Annotated in this window: 16 protein-coding genes; 5 read left to right on the plus strand and 11 right to left on the minus strand. The window is 48.4% G+C overall.

Translation table 11 applies throughout. The annotated features are described in order from the left end of the window. Positions 1–47 precede the first annotated feature (47 nt). Positions 48–512, plus strand: a complete 465-nt coding sequence (gene rnhA / locus AC2T0J_RS20095; protein WP_489807514.1) for a ribonuclease HI — start codon at positions 48–50, stop codon at positions 510–512. Positions 513–556: 44 nt separating this feature from the next. On the opposite strand, the gene yghU is transcribed toward rnhA, so the two are convergent. From yghU to AC2T0J_RS20110, 3 genes are all read right to left on the minus strand, one after another. Further along, positions 557–1,417 carry a glutathione-dependent disulfide-bond oxidoreductase gene (yghU, locus tag AC2T0J_RS20100; protein ID WP_489807515.1) on the minus strand — a complete coding sequence of 287 codons (861 nt, stop codon included), beginning with the start codon at positions 1,415–1,417 and terminating at the stop codon, positions 557–559. 69 nt (positions 1,418–1,486) lie between these two features. After that, positions 1,487–2,464 (minus strand): NAD(P)H-quinone oxidoreductase, encoded by a 978-nt coding sequence (locus AC2T0J_RS20105; RefSeq protein ID WP_489807516.1) that lies wholly within the window; start codon positions 2,462–2,464, stop codon positions 1,487–1,489. Positions 2,465–2,475: 11 nt separating this feature from the next. Then, on the minus strand, positions 2,476–2,901 hold the full coding sequence (locus AC2T0J_RS20110) for a GNAT family N-acetyltransferase (protein ID WP_489807517.1): 426 nt from the start codon (positions 2,899–2,901) through the stop codon (positions 2,476–2,478). A 92-nt stretch (positions 2,902–2,993) separates the two neighbouring features. On the opposite strand from AC2T0J_RS20110, the gene AC2T0J_RS20115 reads away from it, so the two are divergent. Then, the gene (locus AC2T0J_RS20115) at positions 2,994–4,181 is read left to right on the plus strand and encodes a class I SAM-dependent rRNA methyltransferase (RefSeq protein WP_489807518.1); all 1,188 of its coding nucleotides are present in this window, start codon (positions 2,994–2,996) and stop codon (positions 4,179–4,181) included. A 76-nt stretch (positions 4,182–4,257) separates the two neighbouring features. Here the strand turns inward: AC2T0J_RS20115 and AC2T0J_RS20120 are convergent, their stop codons facing one another. The 6 genes from AC2T0J_RS20120 to AC2T0J_RS20145 form a co-directional block, all read right to left on the minus strand. Continuing rightward, positions 4,258–4,560 (minus strand): PilZ domain-containing protein, encoded by a 303-nt coding sequence (locus AC2T0J_RS20120; protein WP_489807519.1) that lies wholly within the window; start codon positions 4,558–4,560, stop codon positions 4,258–4,260. A 170-nt stretch (positions 4,561–4,730) separates the two neighbouring features. Then, complete coding sequence (gene hrpA / locus AC2T0J_RS20125) at positions 4,731–8,627, minus strand: ATP-dependent RNA helicase HrpA (RefSeq protein WP_489807520.1); 3,897 nt, start codon at positions 8,625–8,627, stop codon at positions 4,731–4,733. 145 nt (positions 8,628–8,772) lie between these two features. Further along, positions 8,773–9,192 (minus strand): CBS domain-containing protein, encoded by a 420-nt coding sequence (locus AC2T0J_RS20130; protein WP_489807521.1) that lies wholly within the window; start codon positions 9,190–9,192, stop codon positions 8,773–8,775. A gap of 328 nt (positions 9,193–9,520) precedes the next feature. Further along, positions 9,521–10,543: an isoaspartyl peptidase/L-asparaginase family protein gene (locus AC2T0J_RS20135; protein ID WP_489807522.1), complete on the minus strand. Its 1,023-nt coding sequence runs from the start codon at positions 10,541–10,543 to the stop codon at positions 9,521–9,523. Between the two features lie 483 nt (positions 10,544–11,026). Continuing rightward, the gene (locus tag AC2T0J_RS20140; RefSeq protein WP_489807523.1) at positions 11,027–11,533 is read right to left on the minus strand and encodes a hypothetical protein; all 507 of its coding nucleotides are present in this window, start codon (positions 11,531–11,533) and stop codon (positions 11,027–11,029) included. A 125-nt stretch (positions 11,534–11,658) separates the two neighbouring features. Continuing rightward, positions 11,659–12,993, minus strand: a complete 1,335-nt coding sequence (locus tag AC2T0J_RS20145; RefSeq protein WP_489807524.1) for a DNA cytosine methyltransferase — start codon at positions 12,991–12,993, stop codon at positions 11,659–11,661. Positions 12,994–13,119: 126 nt separating this feature from the next. On the opposite strand from AC2T0J_RS20145, the gene AC2T0J_RS20150 reads away from it, so the two are divergent. The 3 genes from AC2T0J_RS20150 to AC2T0J_RS20160 are packed head-to-tail and all read left to right on the plus strand — an operon-like array spanning position 13,120 to position 13,789. Beyond that, positions 13,120–13,347 (plus strand): hypothetical protein, encoded by a 228-nt coding sequence (locus tag AC2T0J_RS20150; protein WP_489807525.1) that lies wholly within the window; start codon positions 13,120–13,122, stop codon positions 13,345–13,347. Further along, a complete protein-coding gene (locus AC2T0J_RS20155; RefSeq protein WP_489807526.1) occupies positions 13,347–13,583 on the plus strand; it encodes a hypothetical protein in 237 nt (78 codons plus the stop codon). The genes AC2T0J_RS20150 and AC2T0J_RS20155 overlap by 1 nt, the downstream gene beginning before the upstream one ends. 26 nt (positions 13,584–13,609) lie before the next feature. Continuing rightward, positions 13,610–13,789: a hypothetical protein gene (locus tag AC2T0J_RS20160; RefSeq protein WP_489807527.1), complete on the plus strand. Its 180-nt coding sequence runs from the start codon at positions 13,610–13,612 to the stop codon at positions 13,787–13,789. 81 nt (positions 13,790–13,870) lie between these two features. Here AC2T0J_RS20160 and AC2T0J_RS20165 read toward each other — a convergent pair whose 3' ends face one another. Both AC2T0J_RS20165 and AC2T0J_RS20170 read right to left on the minus strand, forming a co-directional pair. Beyond that, a complete protein-coding gene (locus tag AC2T0J_RS20165; protein ID WP_489807528.1) occupies positions 13,871–16,282 on the minus strand; it encodes a PKD domain-containing protein in 2,412 nt (803 codons plus the stop codon). Then, positions 16,283–17,113 carry a hypothetical protein gene (locus tag AC2T0J_RS20170; RefSeq protein ID WP_489807529.1) on the minus strand — a complete coding sequence of 277 codons (831 nt, stop codon included), beginning with the start codon at positions 17,111–17,113 and terminating at the stop codon, positions 16,283–16,285. Positions 17,114–17,331: the final 218 nt, after the last annotated feature.

The raw sequence follows: 17,331 nt of genomic DNA on the forward strand, positions 1-17,331 counted from the left end.
AAGCCACTGCCAAGTGACCACGCTTGAGGTTAAAAAAAGGAGAATCCGTGGCTCAACAATCTGTGCATATTTATACCGACGGCTCTTGTTTAGGCAATCCCGGCCCTGGTGGCTATGGCGCGATTTTGATTTACGGCAAGCACCGTAAAGAGATCAGCGAAGGATTTACGCTTACCACTAACAATCGCATGGAACTACTGGCCACTATAGAAGCGCTTAAATTGCTCACCAAGCCCTGCCAGGTAGAACTGACCACCGACAGTCAGTATGTAAAAAACGGCATCAACCAGTGGATCCACAACTGGCGGCGCAATGGCTGGCGCACCAAAGATAAGAAAGCGGTTAAAAATGCCGACCTGTGGCAGGCCCTCGATGAGGTGATCCAGCAACATGAGGTTAACTGGCACTGGGTAAAAGGTCACAGTGGCCACCCGGAAAACGAACGCTGCGATGATCTGGCCCGGAACGCCGCAGAATCACCTACCAAAGAAGATACCGGTTATAACCCGTGATTCACTAAAAAGCGCCCGGTTCAGGGCGCTTTAGGTCAGACATCTCAGGCCGGCTTTTTCGCCAGCACTTTATCAATATCCGCAGCCTCATGGCGTTCACGAAGTTGTTCCCACTCTTCACCAAAGGTGCGATTAACAATGCGGCCACGCTGCACTGCTTCGCGAGCCTGAACCCGCTCGGCCCAGCGCCGCACGTGGATATAGGTATGAACCTGCAAAAACTCTGCGGCGTCATACAGATAGCCCAGTGCAAGACAGCCATACCAGGGCCAGATGGCCATATCGGCAATGGTGTATTCATCGCCCGCCATGTAGGTATTTTGAGCCAGATGCTTATCCAGCACATCCAATTGGCGCTTTGCTTCCATGGCAAACCGATTAATCGGGTATTCCTGCTTTTCGTCGGCATAGGCATAAAAATGACCAAAACCGCCGCCCAGGAATGGCGCTGAGCCCTGCGCCCAGAACAACCAGTTAAAGGTTTGCGTTCTGGCCAGGCCTTCTGCTGGCAAGAACTTACCAAACTTTTCCGCCAGATAGACCAAAATAGACGCTGATTCGAATACATTTACCTCTTTATCACCGGACTTATCTACCAGAGCCGGAATTTTCGAATTCGGATTCACCGCCACAAAGCCCGATGAGAACTGATCAGAATCACCAATATTAATCAGAAACGCATCATACTCTGCCGCGGTAATCCCGGCCGCCAGTAATTCTTCCAGCATAATAGTGACTTTCTGGCCATTGGGTGTACCCAACGAATAAAGCTGTAATGGATGCTCTCCTACCGGCAGTTCCCGCTCAAAACGGGCACCAGATTCGGGGCTATTGATGTTAGCCCATTTATTGCCACCGGCTGCGTCGTTTACCCAAACCTTTGGCGGAACATATTGTTCACTCATAACATCTCCTGAAAAAACATATTACATTTGAAGCAGTAAACACCTGACTCAGTTATTGCCAGCACTGAATTACCAACTGATGACAACCTTACCGCTGGTGTTGTTACTCAGCACCTGTTGATGTGCCTGCTCAATTTCACTCACTGTATAGACCGTATCAATCGGCACTTTTAATTCACCATTGCTAAACGCTGGTAAACAATTCCGACTAAAGGCCTCTACCAGCCGTGCTTTATAATCTGTGTCGCGATTACGCAGCGTAGTGCCGCGTACGCTGGCACGCTTACCTAAAAGTAACGCCATATCGAGTTTGTCAGCGAAACGCCCGGCCATCATGGCCAGGTAGACTACTGTGCCGTCGGTGGCGAGCACTTTAAGATTACGGTTAAGGTAATCGCCGGCGACCATGTCCAGCACCATATTAACGCCTTCAGGCCAGTGTGCCTTGAGCTCAGCGACAAAGTCTTGCTGTTTATAATTCACCAGTAATTCGGCCCCGGCCGCTTCACAAGCGGCCAGTTTTTGTGCGGATGAGGCCGTGGTAGCGGTCCTAATATCCCACCATTTACACAGTTGCAGGGCAGCCAGCCCTACCCCGCTGGCTCCTGCATGAATAAGGGCTTTCTGGCCATTGTCTATCTGACCAACCCAGCGCAGGGCCTGATAAGCGGTTAAAAACACTTCACTTAAGCCGGCCGCTTCAGTATCTGATACCCCCTCAGGTACTGCCATCAGGTGACTTGCTTCTATGGCCACATATTCAGCGTAACCACCACCTGAAACAATGGCACACACCCGCTGTCCGGGCTGCCAGTCAGACACCTCTTCGCCAACCGACTCAATAACACCGCTCACTTCCAGTCCTAAAATCGGGCTTTCGCCCCTGGGCGGCGGATAGTGCCCTGCGCGCTGGAGTAAATCAGCACGATTAACCGCAAATGCGGACACTTTAACCAGCACCTGAGTGGTTGTGGGAGCAGGTAAATCAGTGGTTTGCTGCGACAAACCCGACTCCATATTACCTTCGGTATGTTGAATAAATTGCATGGAAAAACTCATTATTGATAAATATCCGGCTGCCAGATTTGCATTAACGGACTGGCGTCTTCCACCGGTGTAAAGCCGTATTTTGTATATAAACCATGAGCATCTTTAGTGGCCAGCATAAATCGTCTGAGCCCTTGTAAATCAGGATGGGCAACCACCGCATCCAGTATTTCACGGCTCACACCGTGCCCGCGCCACTGAGGCAACACAAAGACATCGGCCAGATAGCCAAAAGTGGCCCTGTCGGTGATCATCCTGGCAAACCCCACGGTATGTTGCTGCGTATCAAGCGCCGCAAAACACAGTGAATTTTCAAGCGCCTTTTGTAAAGTTGCCGCGGGTATGTTTTTCGCCCAGTAACTGTTACGGATAAACTGATGAATAGTTTGAAAATCCATGTCATACAAATGAGTAGTGATAATAACGGCAGAAGACATAGCCAGTCCCATGGCAAATAAACCGGGCCGTGCAGTGAACGGCAATAACCAGTATACTGCGCGCCGGTCGAACTTAAGAAGAATGCCAGAGTATGCCTGCTACCGTTATATTGCAAGAAGGTCGCGAGAAATCGCTTAAACGTCATCACCCCTGGGTATTTGATGGTGCCGTTGCGCATGTTAAAGGTCGCTACCGCAGCGGTGATACCGTAGACGTAGTCGCCGCTGACGGCGCATGGTTAGGCCGTGGCGCTTATTCCCCATCTTCACAAATACGGGTCCGCATCTGGACTTTCGATCAACAGGAAGTCATTGATAACGCGTTTTTTCTGCGTCGTATCGAGCAAGCCTGGCAGCTTCGCCAACGCCTTATGCAGCAGGCCAACACCAATGCCTGCCGGCTGGTTGCGGCCGAGTCCGATGGCTTACCCGGCGTAACCATCGATCTGTATAACAACCTTGCAGTGTTGCAGCTTCTGAGCGCCGGTGCTGATAAACACCGCAGTAAAATTGTCTGGGCGTTGCAAAAGCTACTGCCGGATGTGGCAATATTTGAACGCAGCGATGTGGATGTGAGAAGCAAAGAAGGGCTTGAGCCGCTTATTCAGCCCCTACATGGTGACATCCCCAAAGAAGTAGAAATCGTTGAACACGGCGTAAAAATTCTGGTTAACCCGCACACAGGTCATAAAACCGGCTTTTATCTCGACCAGCGAGAAAACCGTCTGGCAGCCAGTCGCTATGCCAATCAGGCCAGCGTACTGAACTGTTTTAGTTATACCGGCACCTTCGCCTGTTATGCCCTTAACGGCGGTGCCTCTCACGTGACTAACGTAGACGTTTCGCAACCGGCGCTGGATATGGCCAGTCGACATATCGAACTCAATGGTTTTGCAGCGGAGCAATGCCGGCAGGTAAAAGGCGATGTCTTTGAGGTGCTGCGCAACTACCATAGCCAACAACAGCAATTTGATATGGTGATCCTCGACCCGCCCAAATTTGTCGACAGCAAAGCTTCGCTGAAACGGGCCTGCCGCGGCTATAAAGATATCAACATGTACGGCATTCATGCCGTTAAACCCGGCGGTAATTTGCTAACGTTTAGTTGCTCGGGCTTAATGGAACAGTCGCTATTCCAGAAAATTGTGGCGGATGCGGCATTGGATGCCGGTCGGCGGGTGCAAATTCTTGAGCACTTATCCCAGGCACCAGATCATCCGGTTGGCCTGAATTACCCGGAAGGCTATTATCTTAAAGGACTGGTATGTGTGGTGCTGTAAGCATTTAGCAGTACATCATACGATGTAAACACCAGCGCTGCCCCTGCAGGTAGCGCTCAGACCGATATCCTTTAGCTTACTTCATTTCAGAGATTTCAACACCCACAATACAACTGCTATCTGACTCTGGTACGCAACGCACCACCTTAGCCACGGCGGATAACGAGGGTATTTGTGAACTGGTTGAATCGATGCTGACGCTCACCTCAGTACCAACTTCAATTGACGGCTCATCGACTTCCAGCGACATACCGGTCGCACTGATATCCTTACATACGGCCTGGAGTGTCCTGCTCGACTCATCATCGATTATTTGTAACTGACACGGAGAGTTCACCATCATCCTGAAAAAGTTGCGCTTATCATCGTATCCTAACATTTACTTACTTCTCCTCTCACCTTAACTGCAAATGGAAAGGCAAAACCGCCCCACTACTAACAAGTTTATAGGGGGACATCCGTGAGTTGTCAATGTAATTTCAGACCAGCCCGAGGGTTAAGTTTAAAATAACGTTATTTGTTGGTTTAAAAAATCCCATGTCTAACCAACTAATAGGCTTCAAGGACGCTTAACACCCGTTTAGCTGAGATCGGATAAGCCGTGCCAAGTTGCTGAGCAAACAAAGAAACCCTGAGTTCTTCAATCATCCAGCGTACTGCCGCCAGCTCGGTGGGCACTTTTTCAGCATGGTATTTGTTCAATACCGTCGCGTAGGCCTGCTCCACTTTATCAAGGGTAATTTGCTGTAAGCGGTCGCGATTGGGGTCGACCGGCAGTTTTTCCAGCCTGCGGGCTAGCGCCTTAATATAGCGGTTCCAATCAGCCAGTCGGGCAAATCCGACCTCAGCCACAAACCCCTGATAAACCAGCGTACCAAGGTGCTGTTTGATGTGATTGAGGCCAGCCACCATGTCCAGTGATACTTTCCCTTTCATTTTCTTCTGGCACTGATGAGCCAGCGTCAGCCCCGTTTCTACCTGCTGTGCAATGGCCAGGACCGACTCGTTAATGTTCGCCCGAACATGATCAAGACAACGGTCGAAGCTTTCTTTATCGCGAATGACCAGTTCGTGCTGAGCCTGGTATTCATGGCTGAGCGCGTCTATGCCAGCCAGAATACAATCGTCGATAAGCGCTTTGATCTGACCAAAGGGATTAAAATAAAGCCCCAGTTTGGCTTTGTTGGGCAGCTTCTGCTCCAGGTAGTTCACCGGCGATGGCATTCCCAGCATTAGTAAGCGGTTAAGCCCCTGCTGATGTAGCGCATTGGCTTTTTCCTGCTCCGCTACCAACTCAATATCCACACGGCCATTATGATTCACCAGCGCGGGATATGCCTGCACCTCAAAGCCGCCGTGTTTCTGGGTAAAGCTGACAGGCAGGCTATCGAAATCCCAGGCAGTGATATCCTTGCGTTCAAGTTCCGGTGTAGCAGCCTGTTCAAAGGTTTCTTTTACCCGCCCTTGCAGTTGGTCTTTCAAGGCTTGCAAATCATCGCCCCGGCCAAGTACATTATTGTCAGCATCCAGCACAGCAAAATGCATTATCAGGTGGTTATCCAGTTGCTCAGGCTGCCACTGGTCGGGCTCTACTCTTATCCCTGTCATCCTCAGCAGTTTTAGGGTCAGTGCATCGAGTAGCTTAATCGGCTTGCCGGACTTTTCTTCCTGTATACGCATGTCTGCCAGTGCCGCCTGGGCGTAATTAGGGGCAGGTACGAAGTTGCGACGCAGGCGTTTAGGCAGACTTTTTATCAGCTGGATCACCCGCTCTTCGCGCAGGCCCGGTACCTGCCAGTCAAAGCCGTCTTCCGCCACCTGATTAAGCAGTGGTAATGGAATGCTAACCGTTACGCCGTCATCTTCAGCGTTAGGCTCAAAATGGTAGCTCAGTGGCAGGGTTATATTACCCTGCTGCCAAACGTCCGGAAAAGCATTGGCCGCCGAAGTGCCGGGTTGCTCGCGAAACACATCCTGCTCGGTAAGACGTAAAAAGTCGGTTGAAGACTGCTGCTTCAACCACTTTTTAAAAGCCGCGTCATTGTTCACCTCTACCGGCAGTTTATCGGCATAGAAATCCACCAGGATTTGTTCATCAACCATGAGATCCCGACGCCGGGTTTTCTGCTCCCAGCCATCAGCCAGCTCAAGCAATGCCTGATTATCCTCTAAAAAGGCATAACGAAGCTTGGTTTCGCCATTAACCAATGCCTCGCGGATAAAGAGCTGATGACAGGTGGCCGGATCAATCTGGCTGTAGGTCACGTAACGCTGCGCCACAATCGGCAGGCCAAACAAGGTCACCCGCTCACTGGCCGTTACTGCACCGCGCTTTTTCGACCAGTGGGGCTCGGCATAATTGCGTTTAACCAGATGCCCGCCCAGTGCTTCCAGCCATTGCGGTTCAATTCTGGCCACCATCCGACCAAACAACTTGGAGGTTTCCACCAGTTCAGCAGCCACAATCCATTTGGGATTCGCTTTAGCCAGACCAGAGCCGGGGAAGATCATAAATTTGGTATTGCGTGCACCAAGGTATTCGCGGTCTTTGTCTTTCATGCCCACATGGGATAACAGACCGCTACACAGTGCCTGGTGGATGGCCTGGTAATCAGCAGCCTGACTGGTAATTCGCAAATCGATTTCGGCAACAGATTTACGTAACTGACTAACAATATCCTGCCATTCGCGCATGCGCAGGTAGTTAATAAAATGACCATGACACCATTTGCGCAACTGACTGTTCGACAGTGCCTTCTGCTGTTCCCGAAAGGCCGTCCACAAATTCCATAAGGCAATAAAGTCAGAGTCTTTATCGGCAAACTCACTGTGCGCTTCATCGGCCTGCGCCCGTTTATCCTGAGGACGCTCGCGGGGATCCTGAATTGATAGCCCGGCAGCAATCACCATCACTTCCATCAGCGCGTTAAACTCACCGGCAGCCACCACCATTCGGGCATAGCGCGGATCCACCGGTAAGCGGGATATCTGCCGACCCAGTTTGGTTAACGCCACCCGGCCTTTTCTACGGGTAATGGCTTCAATTTCTTCCAGCAAACGAAAACCATCGTTAATTTGACGGCTGTCCGGCGGCTGCACAAAATCAAACTGATTAATGTCACCCAGGCCCAGACTGGCCATTTGCAGGATAACTGACGCCAGATTGGTACGCAGAATTTCAGGATCCGTAAACGCCGGGCGGGCATCGTAATCCTGCTCTGAGTACAGGCGAATACAAATCCCTTCTGATACCCGGCCACATCGACCAGCTCGCTGATTAGCCGAAGCCTGAGAGATAGGCTCAATAGGCAGACGCTGCACTTTACTGCGCACGCTATAGCGGGAAATACGCGCCGTGCCGGGGTCGATAACATATTTTATGCCCGGCACTGTTAACGAGGTTTCCGCTACGTTGGTCGACAGTACGATGCGCCGCCCGCTGTGCGACTGAAAGATCCGCTGTTGCTCAGAAGCCGATAACCTGGCATAGAGCGGAATGATTTCGGTATGCCGGTACTGACGGCGACTCAGTGCATCCTGAGTATCGCGAATTTCACGTTCACCGCTTAGAAACACCAGAATGTCACCTGGTGGTTCGCGCATCAGCTCATCTACCGCGTGGATGATACGCTCTACCTGGTCAGCATCATCCTCGGCATCTTGAGGATCGTGATAGCGAATTTCCACCGGGAAGGTTCTGCCACTCACTTCGATAATCGGTGCATCATTGAAATAGCGCGAGAAACGCTCAGGATCGATAGTCGCTGAGGTAATAATGACTTTCAGCTCCGGACGTTTGGCCAGCAGTTGCTTTAAATAGCCAATCAAAAAGTCGATATTCAGGCTGCGCTCATGAGCTTCATCAATAATAATAGTGTCGTACTGATTAAGAAAACGGTCCTGTTGCATTTCTGCCAGCAGCATACCGTCGGTCATCAGCTTCACCAGGCTGTTATCGCTGACCTGATCAGAAAAGCGAATTTTAAAGCCAACTAAATCACCAATGGTGGTATTAAGTTCATCAGCAATACGGTTGGCCACGCTGCGGGCAGCCAGTCGCCGCGGCTGGGTGTGTGCAATGGTACCGGCCACGCCCCGGCCCAGCTCAAGGCAGATTTTAGGGATCTGGGTAGTTTTACCGGAGCCGGTCTCACCGGCGATGATCACAACCTGGTTATCGGCAATAGCCTGTTTGATGTCATCCTTTCGATCGCTGACCGGCAGAGGCGGATAATCTATGTCCGGAATAGACGTCTGGCGTGCCGAGCACTTTGCCACCGACGCATTAATTCGACCGATGATGTATTCAAGTTGCTGCTGATTGCCCTCATTAGTTAAATCGGCCTTTGCCAGTTTTTGTAACTGGCGGCGTAAAGGAAACCTGTCTTTAATGAGACATTGCGGCAATTGACTGAGTAACGCACTGATCGGCGAAGGCTTTGACATAAAAGCAGATACTATCCGGAAACTAAAAACCGCAGCGATCCTAGAAGAACCGCAACCATTTTTCCAGTCTCAATATCACGAATGCCAGTGTGCTGGTCTTTGATTAAGCCAGCATCGCTATATAAATCAGGCGTTATCAGCCTTGTCAGGCCGTTTTGGGATATTCCGCGTGTAAGTGTTTATCGATGGCAAACAGGATCTGACTGCGAGTAATGCAGCCAACCAATTTGTTATCACTGTTAACGACCGGATACACTTTAGGTTTTTCTACCAACAGTTTCTCCGCTACTTCCAGAATCGACATATCATCACGAACCGTCAGTACGGGGGTTTTCATGATGTCACCCACCCGACATACCTGCTCACGGTAATAGGTCGATTCCACCATGGCTTTGATGCAGTCCTGTTCGGATAAAAAGCCACACAACTCGCCTGCACTGTCCAGCACCGGTCCGCCGGACTGTTTGTTTTGCAATAGCATTTCTACCGCTTCAGCCACCGGCATGGACTCGGTGAGCTTAACCGGATGCTGACTCATGTATTTACCTACCAGTAACGATTCCATAAATCCTCCTTTGCCACAATTAAACCTTACGCTCTGCTGTGGCGTGATTGTTATTATCAAGAGGGTGATAGCGCATACTACAGCTATATAACGGGGCTCAAATGCCCGGTTATTAAGACAGCCTCAGGGGCGTCTTGCCCTGTAATAAGCCTAGTTCAGAATGCAATGGAATGTTAGCTTTTTATTAACACTACTTTGGTCGTAATTATGGGGAATTTTAGGAGGATAGAAAGGTATTTTCTGCAAGCCGGTTTACCATAGAAGCGCTACTAGTATCACCTTGTTAAGCATACCGGGCATTAAAAAATAGCAATGCCCGGTATTAGTTTTACTCAACCCATTCTTTGTAAATGCCAACTTTGAGATTACCCTCAGTATCAATTTGCGCCCGGTACATCCCGGCTGAATTAAACACCGCCGCAATATTGCCATCACGGTCAATCGCGATAATACCGCCATCGCCGCCGGCTTCAACCAGCACATCGTTGATCACCGTATTAGCCGCTTTATCAAGGCTGACGCCGGTATACTTCATCCGTGAACAAATGTCTGCGGCCACATGGTAACGAATAAAATACTCACCGTGGCCAGTAGCTGATACCGCGCAGCTGTTATTATCGGCCCAGGTACCGGCACCAATAACCGGCGAGTCACCAATCCGACCATAACGCTTGGCTGTCATACCACCGGTAGACGTGCCGGCGACCAGATTACCCTGCTTATCAATTACCACAGCTCCAACCGTCCCAAAGCGCTCGTTGCCCTGTTGACCGCCATAAGCAATACCCGCTTTTAAAATACGTTCCCGGGCTTTTTCCAACGCTTTGTAACGACGATCAGTATCAAAAATATGGTTATCTACTGGCACCATGCCGCGCGACAAGGCAAATTCCTCGGCGCCTTTGCCACTTAGCATGACATGCGGAGAATGTTCCATAACCGCTTGCGCGGCGGCGATCGGGCTGGCGATGGTTTTAACGCCTGCTACCGCACCGGCATTGAGTGTCCCACCGTGCATCATGGACGCATCCAGTTCATGTTCTCCATCAAAAGTGTATACCGCGCCAATACCGGCGTTAAATAATGGCGATTGCTCCAGCACCTGAATGGTTTCTACCACAGCGGTTTCACCATCTACGCCGGACTCGAGTAACGCGTAACCTTTCCTAACCGCTTCGGTGAGTTTCGCAACGTAGGCTTTCTCACGCTCCGGGGTCATGTTCTTTTTTAGTATTGTGCCGGCACCACCATGAATGACAATGGCAACATCAGCAGCCAGGGCCTGAAAGGATAAGCCCAGTACGCACAAAGAAGCGGCCAGAAGCGGTTTCATAGATAAATGATTCAACATTAATGGTTCCCCCAAATTATTATCATTGTGTGATTTACTCTACTGCGTATTGCCTGCGGCGACCAGAATCATTCAACCTGAGATACCGGGACTTCCTCCCGAACACGGATTTTCTGGCTTCTCCCCCAGTTAACCATGTTAGGATGTCGCTATAAAAGCAAAAGCGTTACGGATTAAACGACCTAAACCATGAGTACTACCAGTTCTGCAACCTTCCTCTGGCATGATTACAGCACATCACTATAAACAAAGGGCTTCAATCCTATTTTAAAAATATTCAACTCAATTTCGACACAATTTTATAAAAACGCGCTTTTAGCACCGGGACCGTACTTGAACCGGCTTAGCAAAAATACCTGTCGGCCTGAGTCGCTTGTTATCAGGGTTGTGTAGAGGTGGTCACAGACTAACCCCGACTAAAACAGACAGAAAGTGACCCCATTATGACCCCAAAATGAATCATCCTTAAGGTTTAGTTTTTTACTATGCAGCGCCCTGCATTATTTCCAAGGTATTTGCCCAAGTCCTCTTTATCTCTCCCTGATAGCCTCTTACAAAGTGAATTGCGGCAAACGGGAATCCTATATCAAAACCTATTGAACGACCGGTTCCAAAAATCAATTCTTCTTTTACACCAGATTTTTCTTTCACCAACATTAATCGAGGCTGAGAACTGTAAAGCTTGGATAGTGGTAACAGTAAAACGGTATTCTCCGCAATATCAAAACAATGACTCATTACATCCGTAAGAATGCTGTAAGGAGGATTTGTTACGATCCAGTCAACCTTATCGCTGTATTTAAAAAAGCAACGCCCCTGCTCTATCTCGCACCAATCAGATCCAGGCATTAAATTAAAAAAAGCTCCATCCCCTTTGAATGGCTCCAATATCTTACCAACTGGATTGAAGTGTTTTACCACAGCTGCCGCTATCAATGGATTTGTATAGTGAATATCCGAGTAACCAGATAAACTAACAGTTTTCACCATAACTTACCGTTTCCGTTAAATTTATTTAATGCCGTAATGCGATTCAAGTTTGGTTACTTCGTCCGGGTTTTCATCCCGCCATTGCTGCCAGCTTTCTTCTGTTAACTTCCACTCTACCCACTCTTTCAGATCAGGCTTGCCAGCAAACGGGGCCTTGTCTGCAGGCGTTCACACTCGACCGGGGTAAGGCGTCGCACCTGATAATTATCAAGAATGCTCGGTGCTCCTTGCCCCGGTTTTCCACCACCAGTTGATATGGCACCAGAAATCTGCCCGTCACCATTTTCAAACCTGACTTCTGCCCGTGAGTTTTCTGCAAAAGCTAAAACATGAGGCTTATCCCCGCCGCCTTGACTCGCCTTTAATGCGGGTGATATCGGGCCACCCAATTCAGCAGTTGCGCCACCTTCCCGGCCACGCAAACTGACAGATTGCACCGAATTAAAAACAACGTTTTCAGCGCCATTATTGCGACCTAAAGAAAAAGCTACGTATTTATTGGTGCCTGGGTCTTGTGTGCCGTGAACAACTAAATCTTTTGCTGACTTATAATCTCTCGCTGAAAGTGTCGCTGAAACGTCACCAGTGCCATACTCACCTGATGATTGATAATCAAAAGTATCAATAATAAAATTATCTGAATCGGCGCGGTGACTGTGGTTAGCTTGTGCGCGAAGCGACCTTGCTACACTGCTTTCAATGCCTGCACCAGCAATTCCGGTAATTTCTTCCCTCGCTTCTCTGCTCGGCGCAATATCCCTGCGCACGCTGTCTGACTCAAAAAGTACTTCTGCGGGATTAAACCCACTTCTAGCACTTGCCACAACGAACACACGTCGGCGTCGTTGGGCCACTCCGAAATATTGGGCATCAAGGGTTCGCCACGCGACTGTTCTTTTGGGTCCAACAATACAACCACCGAGCGACCACTTTGGGATATGCTGGCTATTTTTTTTATCCCATCGCCAGTGCTTGGCTGATTTTCCTGATGCTGGCTTGCCTGGTGGGGTAATTTCATCATGCTCACCGACAAGCCCAGCGAGGAAGCAACCAAAGGCATTGTCTTTGTCTGAGAGTACGCCTGGTACGTTTTCCCAGACGATGATACTGGCGGGTTGTTTGTTTCGTTGTCGAATAAAGTCGTTTGCATCACATAGCCTCATATAGCTAAGGGTTAACTGGCCCCTGTCATCGTCCAGACCTTCACGTAATCCGGCCACTGAAAACGCCTGACAAGGTGTGCCAGCGACTAATACGTCAGGGGCAGGCACACTGCCCCACAGTACCTTTTGGTGAATACGTGTTAAATCGCCAAGGTTTGGCACCTGCGGCCAATGGTGAGCCAGTACCGCACAAGGAAAGGGCTCTATTTCTGCAAACCATGTAGGCTTCCAACCTATTGATTCCCAAGCTAGTGAGGCAGATTCGATACCGCTGCAGGCTGATCCGTAAGTAAGCATTTTACCACTTTTTAAAACCGTTTACCGTGTAAACAAATAATAGTATAATCTGTTTACCGTGTAAACAATGATTCGACAAAAGTTTGTTTACCGTGTAACTTTTAATTATTATCCGGGGCTTTTAGCGTGGAACAATCAAACGAAGTGGCTCAGAGCAAAGAAGAACGCCAGCAAACCATTGCCAATGCGCGGTTAAAGCATCACCAGGAACAGCTGAAAGTAAAAAGGCGGCTGGATGCCTATGTATTGCCCGAAACCAAAGACACGCTGAAAGACATTAAGAAGCGGTATAAATTGCGCAATGAGGGCGAGGCCGTGGATAAAATGGCTGAGCTGGCGAAGAAACAAGACTGATGCGCGAACTGTGGGCCACCAAAAACACGTACACCGTATTCAAAGACGGTGAGCCCGTTGGCTGGATACGCTTTGTACGCTGGGAGGCTCGCCCGGGGTGGTTTATTGAAGAATTATCGGAGGGGCTGCCGGTGACCCTGGCGGATTTTGATGCCGATGCGGCCCGGGCGAAACTGGATGCCGCGGGTTACACTTACGAACCCGGGGATAACAAACCCAAGTATCTTTACAGTTAAACTTTCCGTTAAATATTGGTGGTGAAATGAGTATTGATTTTTATGAATTGCCAGAAATTGAAGATAATCAAGTAATTAAACTTTTTGATAAAGATGACTGCTTTGTTGTTGTTGCTAAACACAATACCCTTGGCGGTGTTTGCGATTGCTGTAGAAGGTTAGACGAATCTGATTTTGTCAGGTTTGAAATTGTAACAATTGAATAGACTTTCCGTTAAATGTTCGCAGCAGTGTTTTATATTCGCAGCTGCTCCGAACATTTAACGGAAATTGACTGAACGCCATTATTATATCATCGAGCGAATAGCACGTTTTATAGGACGTGGTACCAGCCGGCGAATAATGCCGCCATCATCCAGCGTAAACCCATTGAGATAGAAACTAACTGAACTACTCGCTGTGGCCCCCTCACTGTCTGTCACTGTCAGGCGGAACGTCAGTTGTTGCGGGGCTGTATCGGCAGGCACGGTAAACGTTGCGGTGTCGCTATTCGCCCCGGCTAACATCATCGTATCGCCTCTAGTTTGCGTCCAGGCGTAGCTAACAATAGGATTATCACCAGTTGATGAGGCACCAGATAACGTGCCTGTGTCGCCGTCATCCAGTTTGTTGTTTGGCGTTGTGGCGATAGCAAAGAGATCGTTTGTCGGTGCCTCTGTCGAAACCGTTTCAAATGCGCTGGCGTTAGATAGCCCGTTAGGGCCCTCAGATTTAGCATAGACGTCATATGCTGTATTATACGCTAAACCGCTAAACACACCGGTGTCTGATTCGATACCGTTACAGAAGTACCTGTACCCCGCCGCCCCTGCTACAGGATTTGCAGTCACGGTAATAGTATTACCGCTTACAGAGGTAGTTATTGTAGGAGCTTCAAGCTGTGTTGGTACAACGTTAGAATATTGACGAACCCGTACAGCATGGAAGCTAATTTCTTCATCCTGTACTGGAGTAGTATCAATGATTACACCTTCAATAAAGGGTACTAAAGCCTGAGTGTAGTCAAAACCAGTAATGTCGATATCGTATAGTGCAGCACTACCTGCCATAAAACTCATTTTGTTCTGGAACGGACAGATACGTAGACCAAAGTCAAATTTAACAGTAGCACGTTCCTGGCCAGCTACGTTATTAACTTGTCCAATTCGTTGTTCGCTGACATTGACAGTAGTAGTGCTACCATCAATAGTAGCCTTCATCTGAACGGCTATATCGTCAGTAGAACTGGATGCTGCACTTCGTGAAGGGAAGAATATCGACAATACATGATTGCCAGTAGCATCCTTCAGACCACAACGAATAGTTTGCCGCGCCTGTGAGTTCTTACCAATACGTTCGAAGTCAATTTGAGTAATATCATTGGCTTCGAGGTCCACAGTAGTAGAGAACTCCGCAGATGCAGTATCTTTAGTCTGAGGCAACGTCAGATTAGTAAGGTCACGATATGCCTCTGTTTTAGTACTGGTTGTGTGAGAGTAAGTAGCATTCGGAGCTATAGTGGCGCCATCAGTAATACTTTCAAACAATACATCTTCTGAGGCATATGGGTAGAACAACTGCCACGTATGAGGAACATCTACTATTTCAGCTATACCGATACTAGAATATCCGTCTGTATCAGTAGAGGCTGTGAATAGATAAAACTTACCACGCCATGCAAACTCCATTGGAGTCATAGCTTGGTCGTAGTCGTACTCCCCAAAAGAGCCAGGCTCGTAGTAAAAGTTAGGAGGTGACACTGGGCGAAACTCGTGGTCTACTAATAGCTCACAAGGACGGCGCATAGTTGGACCTGTACCTGCTGGCTGAGGCAAGTAACGTGCAATTACCCGGTAGTACTGTCCTTCCTTGCGTGCAGTATGAACCAGGTCCAGTGGATACTGCGAGCCTGTCTGTGTCCCAAAGTTAAACGGCTGTAGGTCGATAACATTACGACGATAGTACTTGTATCTATCCCAAAATTTACCATCATCAGACGTTACAATGTAGCGGCCTGCATTGTCTTCTACAAAGGCACCACCTTGTAGTACAACACCTATGTAATTAGCTGCTATTTCATCGAATGGATTCTTACCACTGAGCAGATATCCAGAATGTCCATCCCCTGGAAGTTCAGTATTCTCATACCGTACTGAGGACGGAGTACCTGCCACAAAATCTACACCATTATCACTTGTAGTGTAGAAAGTGGTTTGTGCATCATTAGTCAATGCACCTGCCGCAGTATTTTCGTGATAAGAGAGTACAACTTCTCCACCAATAAGCGTAGGCGTAGGCGTTTCAGTTTGATTCAGATTACCAGTAAATATTGGGTTAGTCTTTTTATCAATGTGATCAAACTCTGGACGTCCACTAATATCGTCCCACTCATGCCACGCATTACCGTCAGTGATAGGCCCCAGAGCTTCTTCATATACTCGTAGCCAGATGCCCCCAGTACTACCGCCAGTCGCGTGGTCAGTAGAGCTATCTAACTTTACTGGATATTGCTCATGAGGCCAATTAGGTATACCAGCAGTAGACATAGGGAAGGGCCAAAATTCTTTCCCGAACGCCATAGTAGAAGGGCGCCGGAATAACACGCCCAGTTTATTAATAGACCGTTTCAGTCCAGGATACGGATAGGGTAATGCCCCTTGAGGTGGGTCGTATGTAGCTTGTGAACCGTAGTTATTAGCTGGACCATAATAATTATACATTTAGACACCTACAGACTTTAATTTCACGCTGGCGGATAACTCGTTTACCTCATCCATTACTATCCACCATACATCTGAATTCTGCGGTAGTGTGCCAACAGGGATGTTAACCACTGCATTACCTGCTGAATATGTGACGTTGCCTGTAAAAACAACAGTGTCACTAGAGGTATCAATTATCCGGGTATACACACTGCCGTCAGGCAGATCATTGTCAGAATTAAACGTTAGACGGCTGTTAGTTACAGTTGGTCCAGCTGGGATGGATTCTATTGTCAAATCGTCGGCCTCACAGCCAACGCCAGTTAACACGATGCCGTGCCGGCCACTCGCTACAACATTGCTGTTAGGATGGGCATAGGATGTGGATATAAGGAGCTGTTCAGCCGTCTCGGCTGTTAGGTCTGTTACATAAATCTGTATGTCAGATCCGTCAAATACCGCCCTGAGTCGATATGTTTTACTAGGGCTGAAATCAGGTATAACCGTTCCGGCTATTCTGGTCGGAGAACCATTCTCTACACTGACCAGAATGACCTCGTTTTGACCATTACCACCTTTAATCCAAATGTTAAAATGGTTATTTGCATCCAGGTGATGAAATACAATACCGTTTGATTCAGGGCTGCCGTTTGGATAAATAGTTACACTAACCTCGTCGGCCGCACTACCCTGAGCAGTTACAAAGCTGTAACCGTATGGATTTCGAGTCAGCTTGCGTAAACGCCCACCAACAACTGACAAAGATGTTGCAGGGTCCTCACGGCCAGAATAAAGCAATTCTTGGTTAACTATCTCACCGTCTGATTGGGTAAATGTATAAGTGGCCATGATGTTTACTCCTAAAAGTGGCGCACACAAAACAGCAGTGGTGGATAAATCACCACTGCGCTATACTCAAAATTTAGTTATTTAATTGGCTTGTTTGTTGATGGGTAAATATAAAAAAAGGCAACTGCTAAGGAAAATTAAGTACGTAATTGCTTTGCTATTTGGGTTGGTTATACCGGCTTTTATCGGCGTTACTAATGTCTACCCACTACCTTGGT

Source organism: Alteromonas sp. ISO5, assembly GCF_058105165.1.